Origin of the sequence: Streptomyces sp. NPDC049879 (assembly GCF_044461265.1) — a bacterium.
In the GTDB taxonomy this organism is placed as follows: Bacteria; Actinomycetota; Actinomycetes; order Streptomycetales; family Streptomycetaceae; genus Streptomyces.
In genome coordinates this window covers 67,614-84,875 of record NZ_JBITKT010000002.1, presented here as the reverse complement: position 1 = coordinate 84,875, position 17,262 = coordinate 67,614, and the positions used below count along the sequence as shown (strand labels likewise).

Here is a 17,262-nt window from a genome sequence, read left to right as displayed (position 1 = left end):
GAGTCGTTGTCTCCGGGGGGCGGGTCTCGCCGCCGCACACCCTCTACTGCGCGCACGCGGGGGCCGACCCATGCTCACCACGATCACCACCACGTTCACCGACACCCGGGCCGGCGACCTCGCCTGGGCGCTCGGCCGGGAACCGCTCCCCTCGCTGGCGACCCTGGACCTGCGGCTCGCGGGCGTCCGCGTGGAGCTGCGGGTGCTGGGGGCGTCGCACCAGGTCCTGCTGGAGGGCGGCGGGGGGAGGTGCTCGGAGACGGTCGCGTGCATGCCGGGCAGCAACACACCGCTGCCCCTGGGGGTGTCCCGGCGGCTGGACAACTTCGAGTACGAGTTCGCGGCGCGGGTCGAGAGCCTCAGCCCCGGGTCGTTCGCGGGGCGGGCGCAGGAGCTGCTGGCGCTCGTCGCGGAGCATCCGCACGGGCTCGCGGCGATGTTCCCCGGCGACCCGAACGCCTTCACGGCCCTCCTCGCGCAGCGGCGCGGCGGGCAGGTGCACTGGCGGACCTGGCACGCGTACCCGCAGGAGCAGTGCCTCGTCGCGACCCGAACACGCGTGACCGGCGCGACAGATGAGCCGGATTCCACTCCTGTGGGTGACAAGGTGAACCCGAGGTGTGACGTAACGTTCGGTTCATGATCGACACGTACGACACCGAGCGGCCCGCGGCGGACCGCTCTGCGGCGGCCGTGCTGCCCGTGTCGGCGGGGGCGGGGCGCTGCGTGGTCCTGGCGGCCGTCTTCGTCTGCGCCGCGTGCGGCCTGGTCTACGAACTGGAGCTGATCGCCCTCGCCGACTACTTCGTCGGCGACACCGTGACGCACACCTCCGTCGTGCTCTCCCTGATGGTCTTCGCGATGGGCATAGGCTCCCTCGGCGCGAAGCGGCTGCGGGCCCGCGCGTCGGCCGGTTTCGGCCTCATCGAGGCGGGGCTCGCGCTCATCGGGGGCTGCTCCGCGATCACCCTCTATCTGTGCTTCCTGCTCTTCGGCGAGGCGCGGCCGGTCCTCGTCTGCCTCTCGCTGGCGATGGGCGTGCTCATCGGGGCCGAGATGCCGCTGCTGATGACGCTCATCCAGCGTGTCCGCCGGCAGGACGCGGGGCGCGCCGTCGCCGACCTGTCGGCGGCCGACTACGTGGGGGCGCTGCTGGGCGGCCTCGCCTTCCCCTTTCTTCTCCTGCCGATTTTCGGCCAGTTGAGCGCCGCCCTCTTCACGGGTGTGGTGAACGCGCTGGCGGGTGGCCTGCTGGTGCTCTGGCTCTTCCGGGACGACCTGTCCCGCCGCGCCCGCCGGACGCTGCTCGCGCTGAACGCGGGCGTGATCATCGCGCTGCTGGCCGGCGCCGCCTTCGTCGCCCCGCTGGAGCGGGCCGCCGAGCGGGCGCTGGAGGAGCGCCGGGGGCCCGCCGCGGGCGTGGAGGGCGCGGCGTGCGATCGACAGATAAGTGATCCGATCACCGTGTGTGGGTAGGCTCCGCGCCATGGCCATGGAGCACGAGGTCTACGTCCCCCTGTCCGCCACCGTCGTGCGCCGCGCGTTCACGGACCCGGTGCGGGTGGCCCGCTGCGTCCCCGGGCTTCAGCTGGCCGCCGGGGAGAAGCCGCCGCCGGACACGCCGGGACCCGACGCGCCGTCCGTGCTGCGCGGCAGGCTGCGGCTGCGCGTCGGCTCCTCCACGATCACCTACCGCGGGACGCTGACCGTCACGGAGCGTGGCGAGGGCGTCGCGGTCGAGGGCAAGGGCGAGGAGGCCAGGGGCGACGGCTCGGTGCACCTGGTGCTGACCGTGGTCCCGCGCCCGGTGGCGGACGGCTCGGGGACGACGCTCGCGTTCGGCGCCACCGTGGACGCCGCCGGGCGGCTGGCCGAGGTGGAGCCCGACCGGCTGGAGTCGGTCGGCCGCCGCGTGCTGGACCGTTTCGCCGAGACGCTGGCCGACGAACTGGTGCACGAGTCGGTGGCGCCGCCCCCCGGCGGCATCGGCGAGCCGGACGACAACGAACGGGCCATCCCCGGCATCCCGGCCGCGAGCGGACCCGAGCCGGAGCCGGGGCACACCCCGTCCGCCGTCGAGCCGGAGGCGGCCGCGCCGCAGGAGGCGCCCGACGAGGAGCTGCGCTCGTCCGGCCCCCTCTCCGCCGACCCGCTCGCCCGCCCGCTGGGCGGCGCGGCCGAGCGCGGACCGGTCAACGGCAGTGGCCTCGACGGCGAGGACGAGCTGATCGACGAACTGGCCGACGACGAGCTGACGCCCGAGGAACTCGCCCTGGTGGAGGACGACGACCCGGCCGCGGTCGGCGCCGACGTCCCCGAACCCGAGGCGGACTTCGCGCGGCGCACGATGATCGGCCGCAGCGCCGAGGAGGTGGACCACGCCCCGCCGCGCGGCCGGTACGCCCCCGAGCCCGCGCCCGGCCGGGTGGCGGGCCCGTCCGCCGTGCTGCGCTGGGCGGCGCCCGCGGCGGCCGTGGCCGTGGCGGGCGCGGTCCTCGTCGGGGTCCTGCGCCGCCGGTACACGGCGGGCCCCTGAGACCGCGCCACCGGCTTCTCTAGGATTTACCTACAGCGGATCGTTATCGTCATGGAGTGACCACCCATGACACCCAGCGCCACGGCGCCGCAGGACAGGCCAGCGCCGCACAGCACAGCGCCGCATCCGCCGGGGAGGTCCTGCTGCGCGCCGGGGACACCGAGCTGACCGTCCGCCCCGACCAGGGCGCCCGGCTCTCGTCCCTGCGGATCGCCGGGACCGAGGTGCTGCGCCAGGGCGACCGGTACGGCTCGTTCGTGATGGCCCCCTGGTGCGGCCGGACGCGGGACGGCCGGTTCACCGACGGCGGCACCGTCCACCAGCTGCCGCGCGACGCGGGCCCGCACGCCATCCACGGCACGGTCAGGCGGCGCGCCTGGCGCACCGTGCGCGCCGACGCCGGCTCGGCCGCCTTTCTGTGCGACCTGACCGACCCCTGGCCCTGGCCGGGGCGCGTCACCCAGCTCGTCGAGCTGGCCCCGGATGGCGGCGGGCTGACGCTCACCCTCGGCGTCGAGACGCTCGGCGACTCGTTCCCCGCCCAGGCGGGCTGGCACCCCTGGTTCCTGCGCACGCTCGCCCCCGGCGGCCGTGACGTCGAGATCGGCTTCACCGCCGCGTGGCAGGAGGAGCGCGGCGAGGACCACCTGCCGACCGGCCGGCGGATCGCCCCGGAACCCGGCCCGTGGGACGACTGCTTCGGCATGCCGGACGGCGTGGACGTCACCCTCACCTGGCCGGAACTGCTGGAGCTGAAGGTCGCCAGCCGCGCCCCCTGGGCCGTGGTCTACGACGAGATGGCCGAGGCCGTCTGCGTCGAGCCGCAGTCCGGGCCGCCGGACGGGCTCAACAGCGCGCCGCGCCGGGTCACCGAGCTGGAGCCGCTGGAGATCTCCACCACCTGGACATGGCGCTCCCTGGCGCCCTGACGGGGGACGGCGTCCCGTGCCGGACGGCCTGGCATAGGGTCTCGTGCCATGAGCGTGCGTGATGAGCTGCTTGAGCAGATCAAGGAGAAGGCCGTCGTCGAGGGCAGGGTCGTGCTCTCCTCGGGCCGCGAGGCCGACTGGTATGTGGATCTGCGCCGGATCACGCTGGACGGCGAGGCCGCGCCGCTGGTCGGCCGGGTGATGCTCGACCTCACCGCCGACCTGGACTACGAGGCGGTGGGCGGTCTGACGCTGGGCGCCGACCCGGTCGCCGCGGCCATGCTGCACGCGGCGGCGGCGCGCGGACGCCGGCTGGACTCGTTCGTCGTGCGCAAGACCGAGAAGACGCACGGCCTCCAGCGCCGGATCGAGGGGCCCGATGTCGCGGGCCGCCGGGTGCTGGCCGTGGAGGACACCTCCACCACCGGCGGCTCGGTCCTGACCGCCGTCACCGCGCTGCGGGAGGCGGGCGCCGAGGTCGTGGGCGTCGCGGTGATCGTGGAACGCGGCGCCGCCCCGGCCGTCGAGCAGGCCGGGCTGCCCTACTACCGGGCCTACGACCTCGCCGACCTCGGCCGGGCGTGACCCCACCCGGCCCGCCGTCCCCGGGGGCGCGACGCGCCGGTACCCACCTGCGGTGATCACGGACGGTAGTTGTTTCACGTGAAACGGTTCCCGGGGCGCCCGGATCGCGAGCGGCCGTCTGGGAGGATAAGCGCGACGATGACGTCGTTCTCCAGGCTCCCCTGATCTCCAGAGCCGTCGCACCGTACACATCAAGGAGCGGACAGATGCCCATCGCGACCCCCGAGGTCTACAACGAGATGCTCGACCGGGCGAAGGCAGGCCAGTTCGCCTACCCGGCCATCAACGTCACCTCGACGCAGACCCTGCACGCCGCCCTGCGCGGCTTCGCCGAGGCGGAGAGCGACGGCATCGTCCAGATCTCCACCGGCGGCGCCGAGTTCCTCGGCGGCCAGTACAGCAAGGACATGGTCTCCGGGGCGTCGGCGCTCGCCGAGTTCGCGCACATCGTGGCCGAGAAGTACCCCGTCAACGTCGCGCTGCACACCGACCACTGCCCCAAGGACAAGCTGGACGGCTATGTCCGGCCGCTGCTCGCCCTCTCCAAGGAGCGGGTGGACCGCGGGGAGAACCCGCTGTTCCAGTCCCACATGTGGGACGGCTCGGCGGAGACCCTCCAGCACAACCTGGAGATCGCCGAGGAGCTGCTCGCCCTCGCCGCCGCCGCCCGCATCGTCCTGGAGGTCGAGATCACCCCGACCGGCGGCGAGGAGGACGGCGTCACCCACGAGATCAACGACAAGCTCTACACCACCGTCGACGACGCCGTCCGCACCGCCGAGGCCCTGGGCCTGGGGGAGAAGGGCCGCTACCTGCTGGCCGCGTCCTTCGGCAACGTCCACGGCGTCTACAAGCCGGGCAACGTCGTCCTCCGCCCCGACCTGCTGAAGGACCTCCAGGAGGGCGTGGCCGAGCGCTTCGGCAAGCAGTCCCCGTTCGACTTCGTCTTCCACGGCGGCTCCGGCTCCTCCGAGGAGGAGATCGCCACCGCCCTGGGGAACGGCGTGGTCAAGATGAACCTGGACACCGACACCCAGTACGCGTTCACCCGCCCGATCGTGGACCACGCCTTCCGCAACTACGACGGCGTCCTCAAGGTGGACGGCGAGGTCGGCAACAAGAAGGCCTACGACCCGCGCAGCTGGGGCAAGCTGGCCGAGGCGGGCATGGCCGAGCGCGTCACCCAGGCGTGCGCCCACCTCCGCTCCACCGGCACCCGCCTGAAGTAGGCACGCCCGCCGCGGGCCCGGGACGCCACCGCCGCGGTCCGGGACGTGGGGCAGACTGGACGGCATGGCCATTCACGAGAACCTGCTCGGGGGCCCGCCCCCGACCCATCTGCCCGATGACCCGGAGCCGCGCGGCCTGCTCGCCGCCGGCACGGCCCCGGCCGAGGTGGCCGCCGCCCATCCGGCGTCCTCCCTGGCCTGGGCGCAGCTGGCCGACGACGCGTTCGCGGACGGCCGCACCGTCGAGTCGTACGCCTACGCGCGGACCGGCTACCACCGCGGTCTTGACGCGCTGCGGCGCAGCGGCTGGCGCGGCACCGGCCCGATCCCGTGGGAGCACGAGCCCAACCGCGGCTTCCTGCGCGCCCTGCACGCCCTCGCCCGCGCCGCGCAGGCGATCGGCGAGGAGGAGGAGTTCAAGCGCTGCGCGCAGTTCCTCCGCGACAGCTCGCCCACCGCGGCCGACACGCTGTCCTGACGCACGCCACGGCCGTTCGAGGCGCCCCGCCCCCCTCGGGCGGGGCGCCTTGCCGCGTGCGGGACCGTACGCTGGCGGGGGAGGAGGCAACGACGATGTCGCACCCCGACGCACAGCGCCCTGACAGCCCAGGGCCCACGCTCGACTTCGGAGCGGACGCCACGCCCTACGAGGACTACGTCCACGCCGAGACCCTGACCCACCTCCAGCAGACGCTCACCGACGACCCGGGCGAGCCCGCGTTCCTCATCACCACCCAGGTGATGGAGCTGTGGTTCACGCTGCTCGTCCACGAGTGGCGCACCGCCTGCGGCGCGCTGCGCGCCGGTGACATGCCCACCGCGCTCGCGGCACTCGACCGGTCCGCGCACGAGCTGCGGGCGCTCAACGCGTCCTGGGAGCCCCTGGCACGCCTCACGCCCCGCCAGTTCAACGCCTTCCGGCCCGCCCTCGGCGACGGCTCCGGCTTCCAGTCCGCGATGTACCGGCGCGTGGAGTTCCTGCTCGGCGAGAAGTCCGCGTCCCTGCTCGTGCCGCACCGGGGCAGCCCCCGCGTGCACGCCGAGCTGACCGAGGCGCTGCACGAGCCGAGCCTCTACGACGAGGCGCTCGCCGTCCTCGCCCGCCACGGCCTCGCCATCCCGCCCGAGGTGCTGGAACGCGACCGCACCGCGCGGTACGAGCCGCACCCCGCCGTCGAGGCCGCCTGGCAGCGCGTCTACGCCGAGGAGACCCCGCCGCTGCTGCCGCTCGGCGAGGCGCTCACCGAGGTGGCGGAACTGGTCTGGCGCTGGCGCAACGACCACCTGGCCGCCACCCGCCGCGCGATGGGCGGCAAGCAGGGCACCGGCGGCTCGGCCGGGGTCGCCTGGCTGGAGAAGCGGGCGCGCCAGCCGGTCTTCCCCGAACTGTGGACGGCCCGTGGCCTCGTCTGATCCCATCGGGTCCCATGGCTGAACCGACAGCTCCCGAACCGACTGCGCCCGAACCGACTGCGCCCGACCCGACACCCGACGCGCGGGCCGCCGCGCTCGACGCCGCCGATCCGCTGCGCGACCGGCGCGCCGCGTTCGTCCTCGACGACACCGTCTACCTCGACGGCAACTCGCTCGGCGCCCTGCCCCGCGCCGTCCCCGGGCGCCTCGCCGAGGTCGTCGCGCACGAGTGGGGGCGGCTGCGCATCCGCTCCTGGACGGAGTCCGGCTGGTGGACCGCGCCGGAACGGGTCGGCGACCGCATCGCGCCGCTCGTCGGCAGCGGCCCGGGGCAGGTCGTCGTCGGCGACTCGACCAGCGTCAACCTGTTCAAGGCCCTGGTCGCGGCCGTGCGCACGGTGCCCGACGACCGCGACGAGATCCTCGTGGACGCCGCGTCCTTCCCCACGGACGGCTACCTCGCCCGGTCCGCCGCCCGCCTCACCGGCCGCGCCCTCCGCCCCGTCCCCGCCGGGGGCATCGCGGCGGCGGCAGGGCGGCGTACGGCGGTGGCGCTGGTCAACCACGTCGACTACCGCACCGGCGAGCTGCACGACCTGCCCGGCATCACCGCCGCCGTCCACGCGGCGGGCGCCCCCGTCGTCTGGGACCTGTGCCACAGCGCGGGCGCCGTCCCCGTCGGGCTCGACGCGCACCGCGTGGACTACGCCGTGGGCTGCACCTACAAGTACCTCAACGGCGGCCCCGGCGCCCCCGCGTTCCTCGCCGTGCGCCCCGACCGCCTCGCCGCGTTCGACTCGCCGCTGCCCGGCTGGAACTCGCACGCCGACCCGTTCGCCATGGCCGCCGACCACACCCCGGCGCAGGGCGCGGCGCGCGGCCGCGTCGGCACGCCCGACATCCTGTCGCTGCTCGCGCTCGACGCCGCCCTCGACGTCTGGGACGGCGTGGACATCACCGCCGTGCGCGCCAAGAGCCTCGCCCTCACCGACTTCTTCCTCGACCGTGTCGCCGCCGAACTGCCGCCCGGCACCGTCGAGTCCGTCACCCCCGCCGAGCACGCGCGGCGCGGCAGCCAGATCGCCCTGCGCCACCCGGACGCGGCGGCCGTGATGGAACGCCTGATCGCGGCCGGCGTCGTCGGCGACTTCAGGCCGCCTGACCTCCTGCGCTTCGGCTTCACGCCGCTGTACACCTCGTTCGCCGACACCCTGCGCGCCGTCCGCGTCCTGCGGCGCGTCACCCTGGGCGCAGAGGGATGACGGCCGGGGGCGTGCCGCAGGACGACCTGGAGCTGGCCGAGCTGCTGACCCCGCCGCCCGGCGGCACCGGCGCGCCCGACCGCACGGTGCGCTACGGGCCGCACCCCTCGCAGGTCGTGGACCTGTACGGCGGTCCCGGCGCGCCCGGCGTCGTCCTGCTGCACGGCGGCTTCTGGCGGGAGGCGTACGACCGGACGCACCTCGTCCCGTTCGCCCGCGCGCTGGCCGGGCGGGGCACCGGGGTGGCGCTCGTGGAGTACCGCCGCGTGGGCGGGGGCGGCGGCTGGCCCGCGACGCCCGACGACGTGACGGCCGCCCTCGACGCGCTCGCCGCGCTCCCAGGCGCCCGCCCCGCCGTCCTGGCCGGGCACTCGGCGGGCGGCCACCTCGCCCTGTGGGCCGCCGCGCGGGACGCCGGGCGGGTGGCGCGGACCGTGGCCGTCGCACCCGTCGCCGACCTGGCCCGCGCGCACGAACTGCGGCTCAGCCGGGGCGCGGTCGCGGAACTGCTCGGCGACCGCACGGCCGAACTCCTGCCCCTCGCCGACCCGATGGCCCTGCCCCGCCCGCCCGCGCCCGTCCTGCTGGTCCACGGCACGGCGGACGGACAGGTGCCGCCGCACCTGTCCGAGTCGTACGCGCTGCGCCACGACGCCCGGCTCGTACGCCTGCCGAACGTCGGGCACTACGCGCCGTTCACCCCCGGCACCCCGGCCTGCTCCTGGCTGCTGTCCGAGGTCATGGGCGGCGGGAGCGTGCCGGTCAGCCGGGCGTAGGCGACGATGTTCGAGTCGTAGCCGCCGTCCTGCGTCCACCGGCCGCCGCAGGTGATCAGGCGCAGCTGCGGCGTGCCGACCGCGCCGTACACGCGCTCGTCGGGGAAGTCGCTCTTCGGGTACTGCTCGACCGAGTCCACGGTGAACACGGCGGTCTGGCCGTCCTCGCGCTCGATCTCGATGTTCTCGCCCGGCCGGAGCTGCCCGAGCCCGGCGAACGCGGCGGGCCCCGTGTACGTGTCCAGGTGGCCGACGACGATGGCCGCGCCCTGCTCGCCCGGCGAGACACCGCCCGAGTACCAGGCGGCGCGCATCGCGTCCTCCTCGGCGGGCGACGGGGGGCCGCCGTCCGTGCCGAGCGCCGCGCCGAAGACCTCCACGTCCGTGCCCAGCTGCGGGATGTGGATGCGCTCCGGTACCGACCTGGCCAGCGGCGGGGCGACGAAGGCGGACGGCTGCCCGACCGCGCCGAGGTCGGCCGTCGAGCCCGCGTCGGGCGCGGCGCCCGGCGCGTCCACCGCGCCCGGCCTGGACACGCCGTCCGCGATGTCGCTGGAAGAACGGGCCTCCCGCACGCCCGCGTCGTCCGGGCCGGTCGCGAGCAGCCCGGCCACCACGGTGGCGGTGACCGTCGCGACGGCGGCGAGCGTCTCCCAGCGGCGGGTGCGCAGGGCGAGGCGCTGGTGGCGCGTGGAGCGTTTGCCGCTGCGCTTCGCCTTGCGGGCGCGGCGCGCCTTGGCCGCCGCCTTGGCGCGGGCGCGGACGGTGGGGCCGTAGCGGCGGGCGAGGCGTACGGCGCGGACGGCGACGGCGATCCAGCCGAGGCGGCCCGCCAGGCGGGGCGCGACGCGGAAGGCGATGCGGCGGCCGAGGCGGCTGCCGATGCCGGGGAGGCCGAGGAGGAGGATCTGGAGGGCGATGAACAGGGGCGCGGGGATGCGCCGCCTGCGCGCCGCCCCGGCCTGCGCGGGGACGGGCTCGGCGGGCTTGGTGGTCTGGGGCTTGGCCGCCGGGGTCTTGGCGGTCTGGGATTGCGCAGGCTGGGGCTTGGCGGCCTGCGGTGGGGCGGGCGCGGGCTTCGCGGGGGTGGCCTGTGCCTGAGCCGCGGGCCCGGCCTTGCGGTGACGGCCGGGACCGGACGCCGGGGCCGGTGCGGCGGGGCCGCCCGCCTTGCGGTGGCGTCCCGGCCGTTCGGCCTCGCCGGTCGGCTTCTTCCCCGGCCCGGCCGCGTGCCGGGGCCCGCGCTTCGCCGGGGCCGCCGTCTCGGGGGCGGCTCCGCGCCGCCGACCGAACCGGCTCCTGCCACGCCCCTTCGGGGACGTGCCCGGCGGCGGCGCGAGGACGGGCACGGCGCCGTCCGGTCGCGGTGCGGGCTTCTCCTCCACCGAGGAGGGCGCGGTAGGCGCCGCCTCCCCGCCCTTGCGCCGACTGAGCCACCGGCGCTTCCCGCCGTCGTCGGCCTTGCCGGACTTCGCCGCACCCGAAGTGTGTCCGGCGGAGGAGCGTGCCTCGCCCGTTGGTGCGACGGCCCGCTTCCCGGCGCGTTCCGGCGGTGCGGTGCGAGGCGTCTTCGCCGTGCCGCTGGCCTTGGTGACCGGCACGGGCGGCGTCGCGCGGCCGCTCGTCCCTGCCGCAGGTCGGCGGGGGAGTGCACCGGCTTCTTCCGTCCGGCTGTTGGCGTCGCCGGAGCCAGCCGTCTTCGCCGTGCCGCTGGACTTGGCCATCGATACGGGCGGCGTCGCGCGGTCGCCCGTCTCCGCGGCGGGTCCGAGGGGAGAGGCGCCGGAAGCGCCGCCCCGCGGCTTGTCCGTACCGGCCTTCTGCGCCCGACTCCCGTCGGCGTCCGCCGGACGTCCTGGCGGAGGTGTGTCCGGTGCGCCGCCCCGCGGCTTGTCCGCACCGGCTTCGCGGGATGCCGGTCCGGGGCGCGTCGTGCGTGCGGCGTGTTGTGTCTGCGCCGTGTCCGGCGCGCCGGTGCGCTTCGTGCGCCGGGGCTCGGAGGCCTTCCGCGCGTCGTCGGGGCCCTGCCCGCCGTCGGCGCGCCGCGCCTGCGCCGCGTCGGCGGCGGGCGTCGCCGTCCGCCGTCCCGGCAGGGGTGTCGGAGCCGGGGGCGGTGTCAGGCGCCGGGGGCGGCGCGGGCGCTTCCCCGCGTCCGGGAGGAGCTGCCCCCCGGTGAGGGGCTCGGGGTCTCTGCGCGGCCCGAGTGACAGGCGGGACCGGCGCCCCGGGGTGTCCCCGGGGGCACCGTTCCGCATGTTCCGCGGCACCCGCAGCGCTCGCGGCCTCCGCAAGAGCCGCAGGAACTCAGGCACGTCGCTGCTCCTCAGTAGTGGTTTCCGGTGGAGCGGCGGCGGCGCGCCAGGAAGACGTAGCCCGCCGAGCCCGCGATGGCGACCGCGCCGCCGACCGCGAGCGCCGTGGCCTGCGTGCCGCCCGAGGTGCCGGAGCCCTGGTTCGACCCGCCGAAGCCGGCGGCGGCGCCACCGCTGGGCGTGGCCGAGGTGAAGGTGAAGTTGGTCGTCAGCGTCGTGCCGTCGTTGCAGCGCACGGTGACGGGGTAGCTGCGGCCGGTCTGGAGGCCGCTGGACTTGATGCGGCCCGTGCCCGTCCACTGGTTGCCGCTGGTCTGCCGCAGGGTGATGTTCTGCTGGAACGCGTCGGAGGTGGCCGAGCCGCTCGGCTGGCAGGTGACCCGCACGGTGACCGAGGTGTTCGGGCCGCCCGAGCTGGGCGAGATCGAGATCGGGGACGTGTTCCAGGACGGCTTGTCGTCGTCGTGGGCGAGGGCGGGGGCCGCCGGTCCCAGCGCGAGCAGGGCGGTGGCGGTGGCGGCGGCGAGCCTGCGCGCGCCACGGGAACGCGGGTTCCTGATGGACGTCTTCATGGACGCTGTTCCTCCGGGTCGTCTGCCGCACGCGAGAAGGCGTGACGGCCTGTGACCTATGCGAACAGCGTGTGACCGGGAGCGCATCCGGAGTGCGTCCCTGCGGGTGCCGGACCGCCCTCCTGGAGCATCGGACGGTCCGGCGCGCGGGCACGGCGCCCGCCCCCGCGTCACTTCATGTCCACGTCCCTGCGCCGCAGTCCGGCCAGCCCGGCGGCGATCAGGCACGCGGCGACGGCGGTCAGCAGCGTCAGCGGCAGCCAGCGCCACTCGGCGGCGGGCACCTGCGGCACATGGCCGATCGGCGACAGGTCGCGCAGCACGTCCGGCAGGCTCATCAGCTCGCCCAGGTAGACGACGAAGAACGCGTACGCCGGTACGGCCCAGGCCGCCGCCGACGCCTTCGGCAGCCAGCCGTACAGCACCAGCGCCGCCCCCGCCGTCACCCACAGCGCGGGGGCGTACGCCAGCGAGGCCAGCGTCAGTTCGCCGAACAGCGACCAGTCGTCCGCCGACGCCGCCCCCGACAGCCCGAAACCGGCGCCCGCGAGCAGCATCACGAGCGTGCCGCCCGCCAGCGCGACCGCCAGGTGCGACCCGGCCCAGCGGGCGCGGGACAGCCCGGTGGCGAGGACGGGTTCCGCCCGGCCCGCGCCCTCCTCGCCGCGCAGCCGCTGCACGGCCTGCACGACGTACAGCGACGCCACGATCGCGAGGACGCTCATCACGACGGACGCGAACGCCTCCAGCAGGCCGTCCCCGCCGAGCCGCAGCACCGACTCGCGCAGCCGCTCGTTCTCCGCCAGCAGGTCGTCCGCGTTGCCGAGCACCGAGCCGTACATCAGGCTGAACAGCAGCGCGCCCGCGCCGAATCCGGCGAGCACGCCCCGCTGGAGCCGCAGCGCGAAGCCGACCGGCCGCAGCAGCCCCGCGGACGCCGCCGGCCGCCCCGGGCGCGGCGGGCGCAGGCCCGCGCCGACGTCGCGGCGGGCGCTCAGCGCGTACGCCCCCGCCGCCGCCGCGACGGCGAGCGCCACGGCGGGCAGCAGCGGCCACCACCGGTCGTCGACGTACACGTACGTCCGCTGCGCCCAGCCGATCGGCGACAGCCAGGAGAACGCGTCCGCCCCCACGTCGCCCACCGCCCGCAGCGCGAACGCCAGGCCGAGCGCGCCCAGCCCGAGCCCGCTCGCGCCGCGCGCGAACGGGCTGATCTGCGCGCCCACCGCGGCCAGCCCCGCGAAGACCACCCCGGACGCCGCGCAGGCCGCGCCGTACAGCAGCGAGCCGCCCGCCGTGACGCCCTCGGCGCCCGACCCGGCCATCCCCGCCGCGAGCAGCGCGCCCACGGCGAGCGACGCGCCGACCGCGACCGCCAGCGCCGCCGTCAGGTGCGCGTGGCGGCCGACGGCGGCGGCGCGCAGCAGTTCCGCGCGGCCCGTCTCCTCCTCGGCACGGGTGTGCCGGACGACGGTCAGCACGCCCAGCACGCCCACGGCGAGCGCGAGGTAGCCCAGCATCTGCTGGCCCATCATGGGGCCGTACGTGTAGTCCCCGGCCAGGTAGCGCTCTGGCCCGGTCATGGCGAGTCCGGCCGCGCCGCCCATGGTCTCGGCGAGCCCGGCGCGTGCCCCGGCGTCCGCGTACTCGGTGGTCAGGCTGGACAGCGACAGGCTGTTGACGGCCCACAGCGCGGCGATCCACACGGGCAGCCGCACGCGGTCGCGGCGCAGCGCGAAGCGCAGGAGGACGCCGGTGCCCGCGAGCGCGCCGCCCGCGCGCCGGGGCGGGGCGGCGACGGCGGGCCGTGGCGCGGTGGCGGGGGTGGTGGCGGCGGTCATCGGACGGCCCCGGCGGGTTCGCGCAGGTCGTCGCCGTAGTGCCGCAGCATGAGTTCCTCCAGCGTCGGCGGATGGCTGACGAGGCTGCGGATGCCGAGGGCGGAGAGCGCACGGACGGCGCCGTCGAGGTGCGCCCCGTCCACGGTGAAGTGCACGCGGCCGTGCTCGGCCCGTACGTCGTGCACGCCGGGGAGGTCCCCGAGCCCCTCGGCCGGGCGCTCGGTCTCGGCCTCGACGGTGGTGCGGGTGAGGTGGCGCAGGTCCTGGAGCGTGCCGGACTGCACGGTGCGGCCGAGGCGGACGATGCTCACGCGGTCGCACAGCTTCTCGACCTGGGCCAGGATGTGGCTGGACAGCAGGACCGTCCTGCCCGCCGCCTTCGCCTCGGTGATGACGTCCTGGAAGACGACCTCCATCAGCGGGTCGAGCCCGGCGGTCGGCTCGTCGAGCAGCAGCAGTTCGGCGTCGGAGGCCAGGGCGGCGACGATGGCGACCTTCTGCCGGTTGCCCTTGGAGTAGGTGCGGCCCTTCTTGCCCGGGTCGAGGCCGAAGCGCTCCACCAGCTGGTCGCGTCTGGCCGGGTCGAGGCCGCCGCGCAGCCGCCCGAGGAGGTCGATGGCCTCGCCGCCGGTGAGGTTCGGCCACAGCTCGACGTCGCCCGGCACGTAGGCCAGCCGCCGGTGCAGCGTGACGGCGTCGTGCCACGGGTCGCCGCCCAGCAGGGAGACGGAGCCCGTGTCGGCGCGCAGCAGGCCGAGGAGGACGCGGATGGTGGTGGATTTCCCGGCGCCGTTGGGGCCGAGGAAGCCGTGGACCTCGCCCGTGCGGACGGTGAGGTCGAGCCCGTCGAGGGCGCGGGTGCGGCCGAAGGTCTTCACCAGGCCGGAGACGGCGATGGCGTGGGGTGCCTCTGTCATGGATCAAGCCTAGGCTTGTTTCACAGATTTCTGAAGTTAAGAAAATGACAAGTGCGCCGGACGCCTCGGAGGGTGGCAGGATGAACGGGTGATCGATCCCCACCTGACGCCGTCCGGCGACGCCGGGCCGCACCCCGGCGAGGACGCGTACCCGGCGGCCGTCGCCGCGTTCGTGGAGCGCTTCGCGGCGGATCTCACCGAGGCCGGGATGCCCCGCATGCCGTCCCGTGTCTTCGCGTGCCTGCTCGTCTCGCGCGACGGCGCGCTCAGCTCGGCCGACCTGGCGGAGCGGCTGCGCATCTCCCCGGCCGCCGTCTCGGGCGCGGTCCGCTACCTCTCGCAGGTCCGCATGGTCAGCCGCGAGCGCGAGCCGGGGTCGCGCCGCGAGCGCTACCGGCTGCTCCCCGACGTCTGGTACGAGGCCATCGCCAGCCGGGACACCAATCTCCTGCGCTGGGTCGGCACCCTCAAGGAGGGCGCGCGGACGGCGGGCGAGGACGGCCCGGCCGGACAGCGGCTGGCGGAGACGGCGGAGTTCCTGCAGTTCCTGGTGGACGAGCTGCGCGGCGTGCTGGAGCGCTGGCGCGTGCGCCAGGCGGAGCGCGGCGGGGCGTGACGGCCGAACGGGCGGCGCGCGTCAGCCCGACAGCGCCCCCTCGGCCGCCGGTGCAGGGACCGTGAGCCGCAGCGCCTTCGGCCGGACGGTCCAGGTCCGCGCCTCGGTCGGCCCCAGGTCCACCGCCCCCGCGCGGTAGCTGAACGCGGCCCCCGACACCGTCACCGACCGCACCCGCACCCGTACGTCCGCCGCCTGGCTGCCGCACGGCCGCACCACCACCTCGGCCAGGCCGTCCGCCGGCCGCACCGACACCCCCGCGACCGGCCGGTCGAGGTCCGCGAGCACCCGCCCGTCCGCCTCCACCCGCAGCCGGTGCCGCCCGGGGCGCGTGCCGCGCTGCCACAGCCGGGGCCGCCGCGACGGGATGCCGAGCGGTCCCGGCACCACGCCGCCGGCGTCGTCGAGCAGCAGGTCCACCCGCCGTTCACCCCCGCGCAGCACCGCGCGCGACGCCGCGACCGGATCGGTCGGCACCCCCAGCGTCCTGGCCACCGCGAGCAGCGGCACGGGCCCCACCGGCACCATCGCCAGCGGCCCGCCCCCCACCCCCGGGCCCGCGCCGTCACCGTCCCGCAGCAGCAGCGCGAGCGCCGCCAGCAGCGTACGGTCGTCCCCCACGATCACCACCCGGTGACTGCCCCGCCTGGCCAGCACCCGCTTCATGGCCTGCGGCTGGTCGAGCACGCAGACCTTCACCACGCTCGCCCCCGCGCACAGCACATCCTTGGCGATCCGCACCGATTCCCCGTCCGTCCGCCGGGCTGTCGGGTCGATGACGATGAGCACCTGACTGTTCGCCTCCCGGCTGCGTCTCCCGTAAGCTCTCTTTGCAAGAGCCCCTGCCGCGATTGCGTCAGGGGTTTCGTCGATCCGGGGCAGCCCTTGCGTAGATGCCCCGCTCGGAAGGGGTGTACGCCTGTGCCCGCACTTGTGCTGCTCGGTGCCCAGTGGGGTGACGAAGGCAAAGGCAAGGCGACCGATCTGCTCGGCGGGTCGGTGGACTACGTGGTGCGTTACCAGGGCGGCAACAACGCGGGGCACACCGTCGTCGTCGGCGACCAGAAGTACGCGCTCCACCTGCTGCCGTCCGGCATCCTCTCGCCGGGCTGCACCCCCGTGATCGGCAACGGCGTGGTGATCGACCCGAGCGTCCTGCTGTCCGAGCTGGCCGGGCTGAACGAGCGCGGCGTGGACACCTCACGCCTGCTGATCAGCGCCAACGCGCACCTGATCACCCCGTACCACCAGACGCTCGACAAGGTCTCCGAGCGCTTCCTCGGCAAGCGGAAGATCGGCACGACGGGGCGCGGCATCGGCCCGGCGTACGCGGACAAGATCAACCGGCAGGGCATCCGCGTCCAGGACTTGTTCGACGAATCGATTCTGCGCCAGAAGGTCGAGGCCGCGCTCGACCAGAAGAACCAGCTGCTCGCCAAGCTCTACAACCGCCGCGCCATCGCCGCCGAGCAGGTCGTCGAGGAACTGCTGGGCTACGCCGAGCAGATCAGGGGCTACGTCCGCGACACCGCGCTCGTCCTCAACGACGCCATCGACGAGGGCAAGGTCGTCCTCTTCGAGGGCGGCCAGGGCACGCTGCTCGACGTGGACCACGGCACGTACCCGTTCGTCACCTCCTCCAACCCGACGGCGGGCGGCGCCTGCACGGGCACCGGCGTCGGGCCGACGAAGATCACGCGCGTCATCGGCATCCTCAAGGCGTACACGACGCGCGTCGGCGCCGGGCCGTTCCCGACCGAGCTGTTCGACGAGGACGGCGAGCGGCTGCGCAGGATCGGCCACGAGTACGGCGTGACGACCGGCCGCGACCGGCGCTGCGGCTGGTTCGACGCCGTGATCGCCCGCTACGCGACGCGGGTCAACGGCCTCACCGACTTCTTCCTCACCAAGCTCGACACCCTCACCGGCTGGGAGCGCGTGCCCGTCTGCGTCGCGTACGAGATCGACGGCCGCCGCGTCGAGGAACTCCCGGCCAGCCAGACCGACTTCCACCACGCCAAGCCGGTCTACGAGTACCTGCCCGGCTGGAGCGAGGACATCTCCAAGGCCCGCAGCTTCGACGAACTCCCGGCCACCGCACGGCAGTACGTCCGCACCCTGGAGGAGCTGTCCGGCGCGCCGATCTCCGCGATCGGCGTCGGCCCGGGGCGCGAGGAGACGATCCAGATCAACTCGTTCCTGTCCTGACCCGGGACGGTCCCGCCGGGGAAAGGCCCGAGGGCCGGGGCCGCGAGGTGTGTCCACCCCGCGGCC

16 protein-coding genes and 1 pseudogene are annotated in these 17,262 nt (G+C 75.4%); 12 read left to right on the top strand and 5 right to left on the bottom strand.

Going from position 1 to position 17,262, the window contains the following annotated elements; translation table 11 throughout:
* The first annotated feature begins 70 nt into the window (after positions 1-70).
* The 10 genes and pseudogenes from ACIBPC_RS07255 (at position 71) to ACIBPC_RS07210 (ending at position 8,730) form a co-directional block, all read left to right on the top strand.
* Complete coding sequence (locus ACIBPC_RS07255; RefSeq protein ID WP_362957469.1) at positions 71-643, top strand: DUF2617 family protein; 573 nt, start codon at positions 71-73, stop codon at positions 641-643.
* Positions 640-1,392 (top strand): annotated as a pseudogene (locus ACIBPC_RS07250) (spermidine synthase); the annotation flags it as partial. The gene ACIBPC_RS07255 and the pseudogene ACIBPC_RS07250, both read left to right, overlap by 4 nt.
* A gap of 94 nt (positions 1,393-1,486) precedes the next feature.
* On the top strand, positions 1,487-2,536 hold the full coding sequence (locus ACIBPC_RS07245) for an SRPBCC domain-containing protein (RefSeq protein ID WP_398841868.1): 1,050 nt from the start codon (positions 1,487-1,489) through the stop codon (positions 2,534-2,536).
* A 140-nt stretch (positions 2,537-2,676) separates the two neighbouring features.
* On the top strand, positions 2,677-3,465 hold the full coding sequence (locus ACIBPC_RS07240) for an aldose 1-epimerase (protein ID WP_398842990.1): 789 nt from the start codon (positions 2,677-2,679) through the stop codon (positions 3,463-3,465).
* A gap of 48 nt (positions 3,466-3,513) precedes the next feature.
* Positions 3,514-4,050 (top strand): orotate phosphoribosyltransferase, encoded by a 537-nt coding sequence (pyrE, locus tag ACIBPC_RS07235; RefSeq protein WP_362957475.1) that lies wholly within the window; start codon positions 3,514-3,516, stop codon positions 4,048-4,050.
* Between the two features lie 206 nt (positions 4,051-4,256).
* A complete protein-coding gene (gene fbaA, locus ACIBPC_RS07230) occupies positions 4,257-5,279 on the top strand; it encodes a class II fructose-bisphosphate aldolase (RefSeq protein ID WP_362957478.1) in 1,023 nt (340 codons plus the stop codon).
* Between the two features lie 64 nt (positions 5,280-5,343).
* Positions 5,344-5,757: a DUF3151 domain-containing protein gene (locus tag ACIBPC_RS07225; RefSeq protein ID WP_362957481.1), complete on the top strand. Its 414-nt coding sequence runs from the start codon at positions 5,344-5,346 to the stop codon at positions 5,755-5,757.
* 95 nt (positions 5,758-5,852) lie between these two features.
* Positions 5,853-6,692 (top strand): tryptophan 2,3-dioxygenase family protein, encoded by an 840-nt coding sequence (locus tag ACIBPC_RS07220; RefSeq protein WP_362957484.1) that lies wholly within the window; start codon positions 5,853-5,855, stop codon positions 6,690-6,692.
* Positions 6,693-6,706: 14 nt separating this feature from the next.
* Complete coding sequence (kynU, locus tag ACIBPC_RS07215) at positions 6,707-7,954, top strand: kynureninase (RefSeq protein ID WP_362957487.1); 1,248 nt, start codon at positions 6,707-6,709, stop codon at positions 7,952-7,954.
* A gap of 11 nt (positions 7,955-7,965) precedes the next feature.
* A complete protein-coding gene (locus ACIBPC_RS07210; protein WP_398841865.1) occupies positions 7,966-8,730 on the top strand; it encodes an alpha/beta hydrolase family protein in 765 nt (254 codons plus the stop codon).
* Here ACIBPC_RS07210 and ACIBPC_RS07205 read toward each other — a convergent pair.
* The 4 genes from ACIBPC_RS07205 to ACIBPC_RS07190 form a co-directional block, all read right to left on the bottom strand.
* Positions 8,640-10,331, bottom strand: coding sequence for a class F sortase (locus ACIBPC_RS07205; RefSeq protein WP_398841863.1), 1,692 nt, complete (start codon positions 10,329-10,331; stop codon positions 8,640-8,642). The genes ACIBPC_RS07210 and ACIBPC_RS07205 overlap by 91 nt on opposite strands.
* A 722-nt stretch (positions 10,332-11,053) precedes the next feature.
* Positions 11,054-11,614 (bottom strand): LPXTG cell wall anchor domain-containing protein, encoded by a 561-nt coding sequence (locus tag ACIBPC_RS07200; protein WP_398841861.1) that lies wholly within the window; start codon positions 11,612-11,614, stop codon positions 11,054-11,056.
* Positions 11,615-11,784: 170 nt separating this feature from the next.
* On the bottom strand, positions 11,785-13,455 hold the full coding sequence (locus ACIBPC_RS07195; RefSeq protein ID WP_398841859.1) for an ABC transporter permease: 1,671 nt from the start codon (positions 13,453-13,455) through the stop codon (positions 11,785-11,787).
* Positions 13,452-14,372, bottom strand: coding sequence for an ABC transporter ATP-binding protein (locus ACIBPC_RS07190; protein ID WP_362957498.1), 921 nt, complete (start codon positions 14,370-14,372; stop codon positions 13,452-13,454). The genes ACIBPC_RS07195 and ACIBPC_RS07190 overlap by 4 nt, the downstream gene beginning before the upstream one ends.
* An 88-nt stretch (positions 14,373-14,460) precedes the next feature.
* Here ACIBPC_RS07190 and ACIBPC_RS07185 point away from each other — a divergent pair, with 88 nt between their 5' ends.
* Positions 14,461-14,988 carry a GbsR/MarR family transcriptional regulator gene (locus tag ACIBPC_RS07185; RefSeq protein WP_398841857.1) on the top strand — a complete coding sequence of 176 codons (528 nt, stop codon included), beginning with the start codon at positions 14,461-14,463 and terminating at the stop codon, positions 14,986-14,988.
* A 21-nt stretch (positions 14,989-15,009) separates the two neighbouring features.
* Here ACIBPC_RS07185 and ACIBPC_RS07180 read toward each other — a convergent pair whose 3' ends face one another.
* Positions 15,010-15,777: a diacylglycerol kinase gene (locus ACIBPC_RS07180; RefSeq protein ID WP_398841855.1), complete on the bottom strand. Its 768-nt coding sequence runs from the start codon at positions 15,775-15,777 to the stop codon at positions 15,010-15,012.
* Positions 15,778-15,909: 132 nt separating this feature from the next.
* Here ACIBPC_RS07180 and ACIBPC_RS07175 point away from each other — a divergent pair, with 132 nt between their 5' ends.
* The gene (locus ACIBPC_RS07175; protein WP_362957504.1) at positions 15,910-17,196 is read left to right on the top strand and encodes an adenylosuccinate synthase; all 1,287 of its coding nucleotides are present in this window, start codon (positions 15,910-15,912) and stop codon (positions 17,194-17,196) included.
* Positions 17,197-17,262: the final 66 nt, after the last annotated feature.

Coding starts and splice junctions, on each gene's coding strand:
- ACIBPC_RS07255 (WP_362957469.1), top strand. CDS start 71: ATGCTCACCACGATCACCACCACGTTCACCGACACCCGGGCCGGCGAC.
- ACIBPC_RS07245 (WP_398841868.1), top strand. CDS start 1,487: ATGGCCATGGAGCACGAGGTCTACGTCCCCCTGTCCGCCACCGTCGTG.
- pyrE (WP_362957475.1), top strand. CDS start 3,514: ATGAGCGTGCGTGATGAGCTGCTTGAGCAGATCAAGGAGAAGGCCGTC.
- fbaA (WP_362957478.1), top strand. CDS start 4,257: ATGCCCATCGCGACCCCCGAGGTCTACAACGAGATGCTCGACCGGGCG.
- ACIBPC_RS07225 (WP_362957481.1), top strand. CDS start 5,344: ATGGCCATTCACGAGAACCTGCTCGGGGGCCCGCCCCCGACCCATCTG.
- ACIBPC_RS07220 (WP_362957484.1), top strand. CDS start 5,853: ATGTCGCACCCCGACGCACAGCGCCCTGACAGCCCAGGGCCCACGCTC.
- kynU (WP_362957487.1), top strand. CDS start 6,707: ATGGCTGAACCGACAGCTCCCGAACCGACTGCGCCCGAACCGACTGCG.
- ACIBPC_RS07200 (WP_398841861.1), bottom strand. CDS start 11,614: ATGAAGACGTCCATCAGGAACCCGCGTTCCCGTGGCGCGCGCAGGCTC.
- ACIBPC_RS07195 (WP_398841859.1), bottom strand. CDS start 13,455: ATGACCGCCGCCACCACCCCCGCCACCGCGCCACGGCCCGCCGTCGCC.
- ACIBPC_RS07190 (WP_362957498.1), bottom strand. CDS start 14,372: ATGACAGAGGCACCCCACGCCATCGCCGTCTCCGGCCTGGTGAAGACC.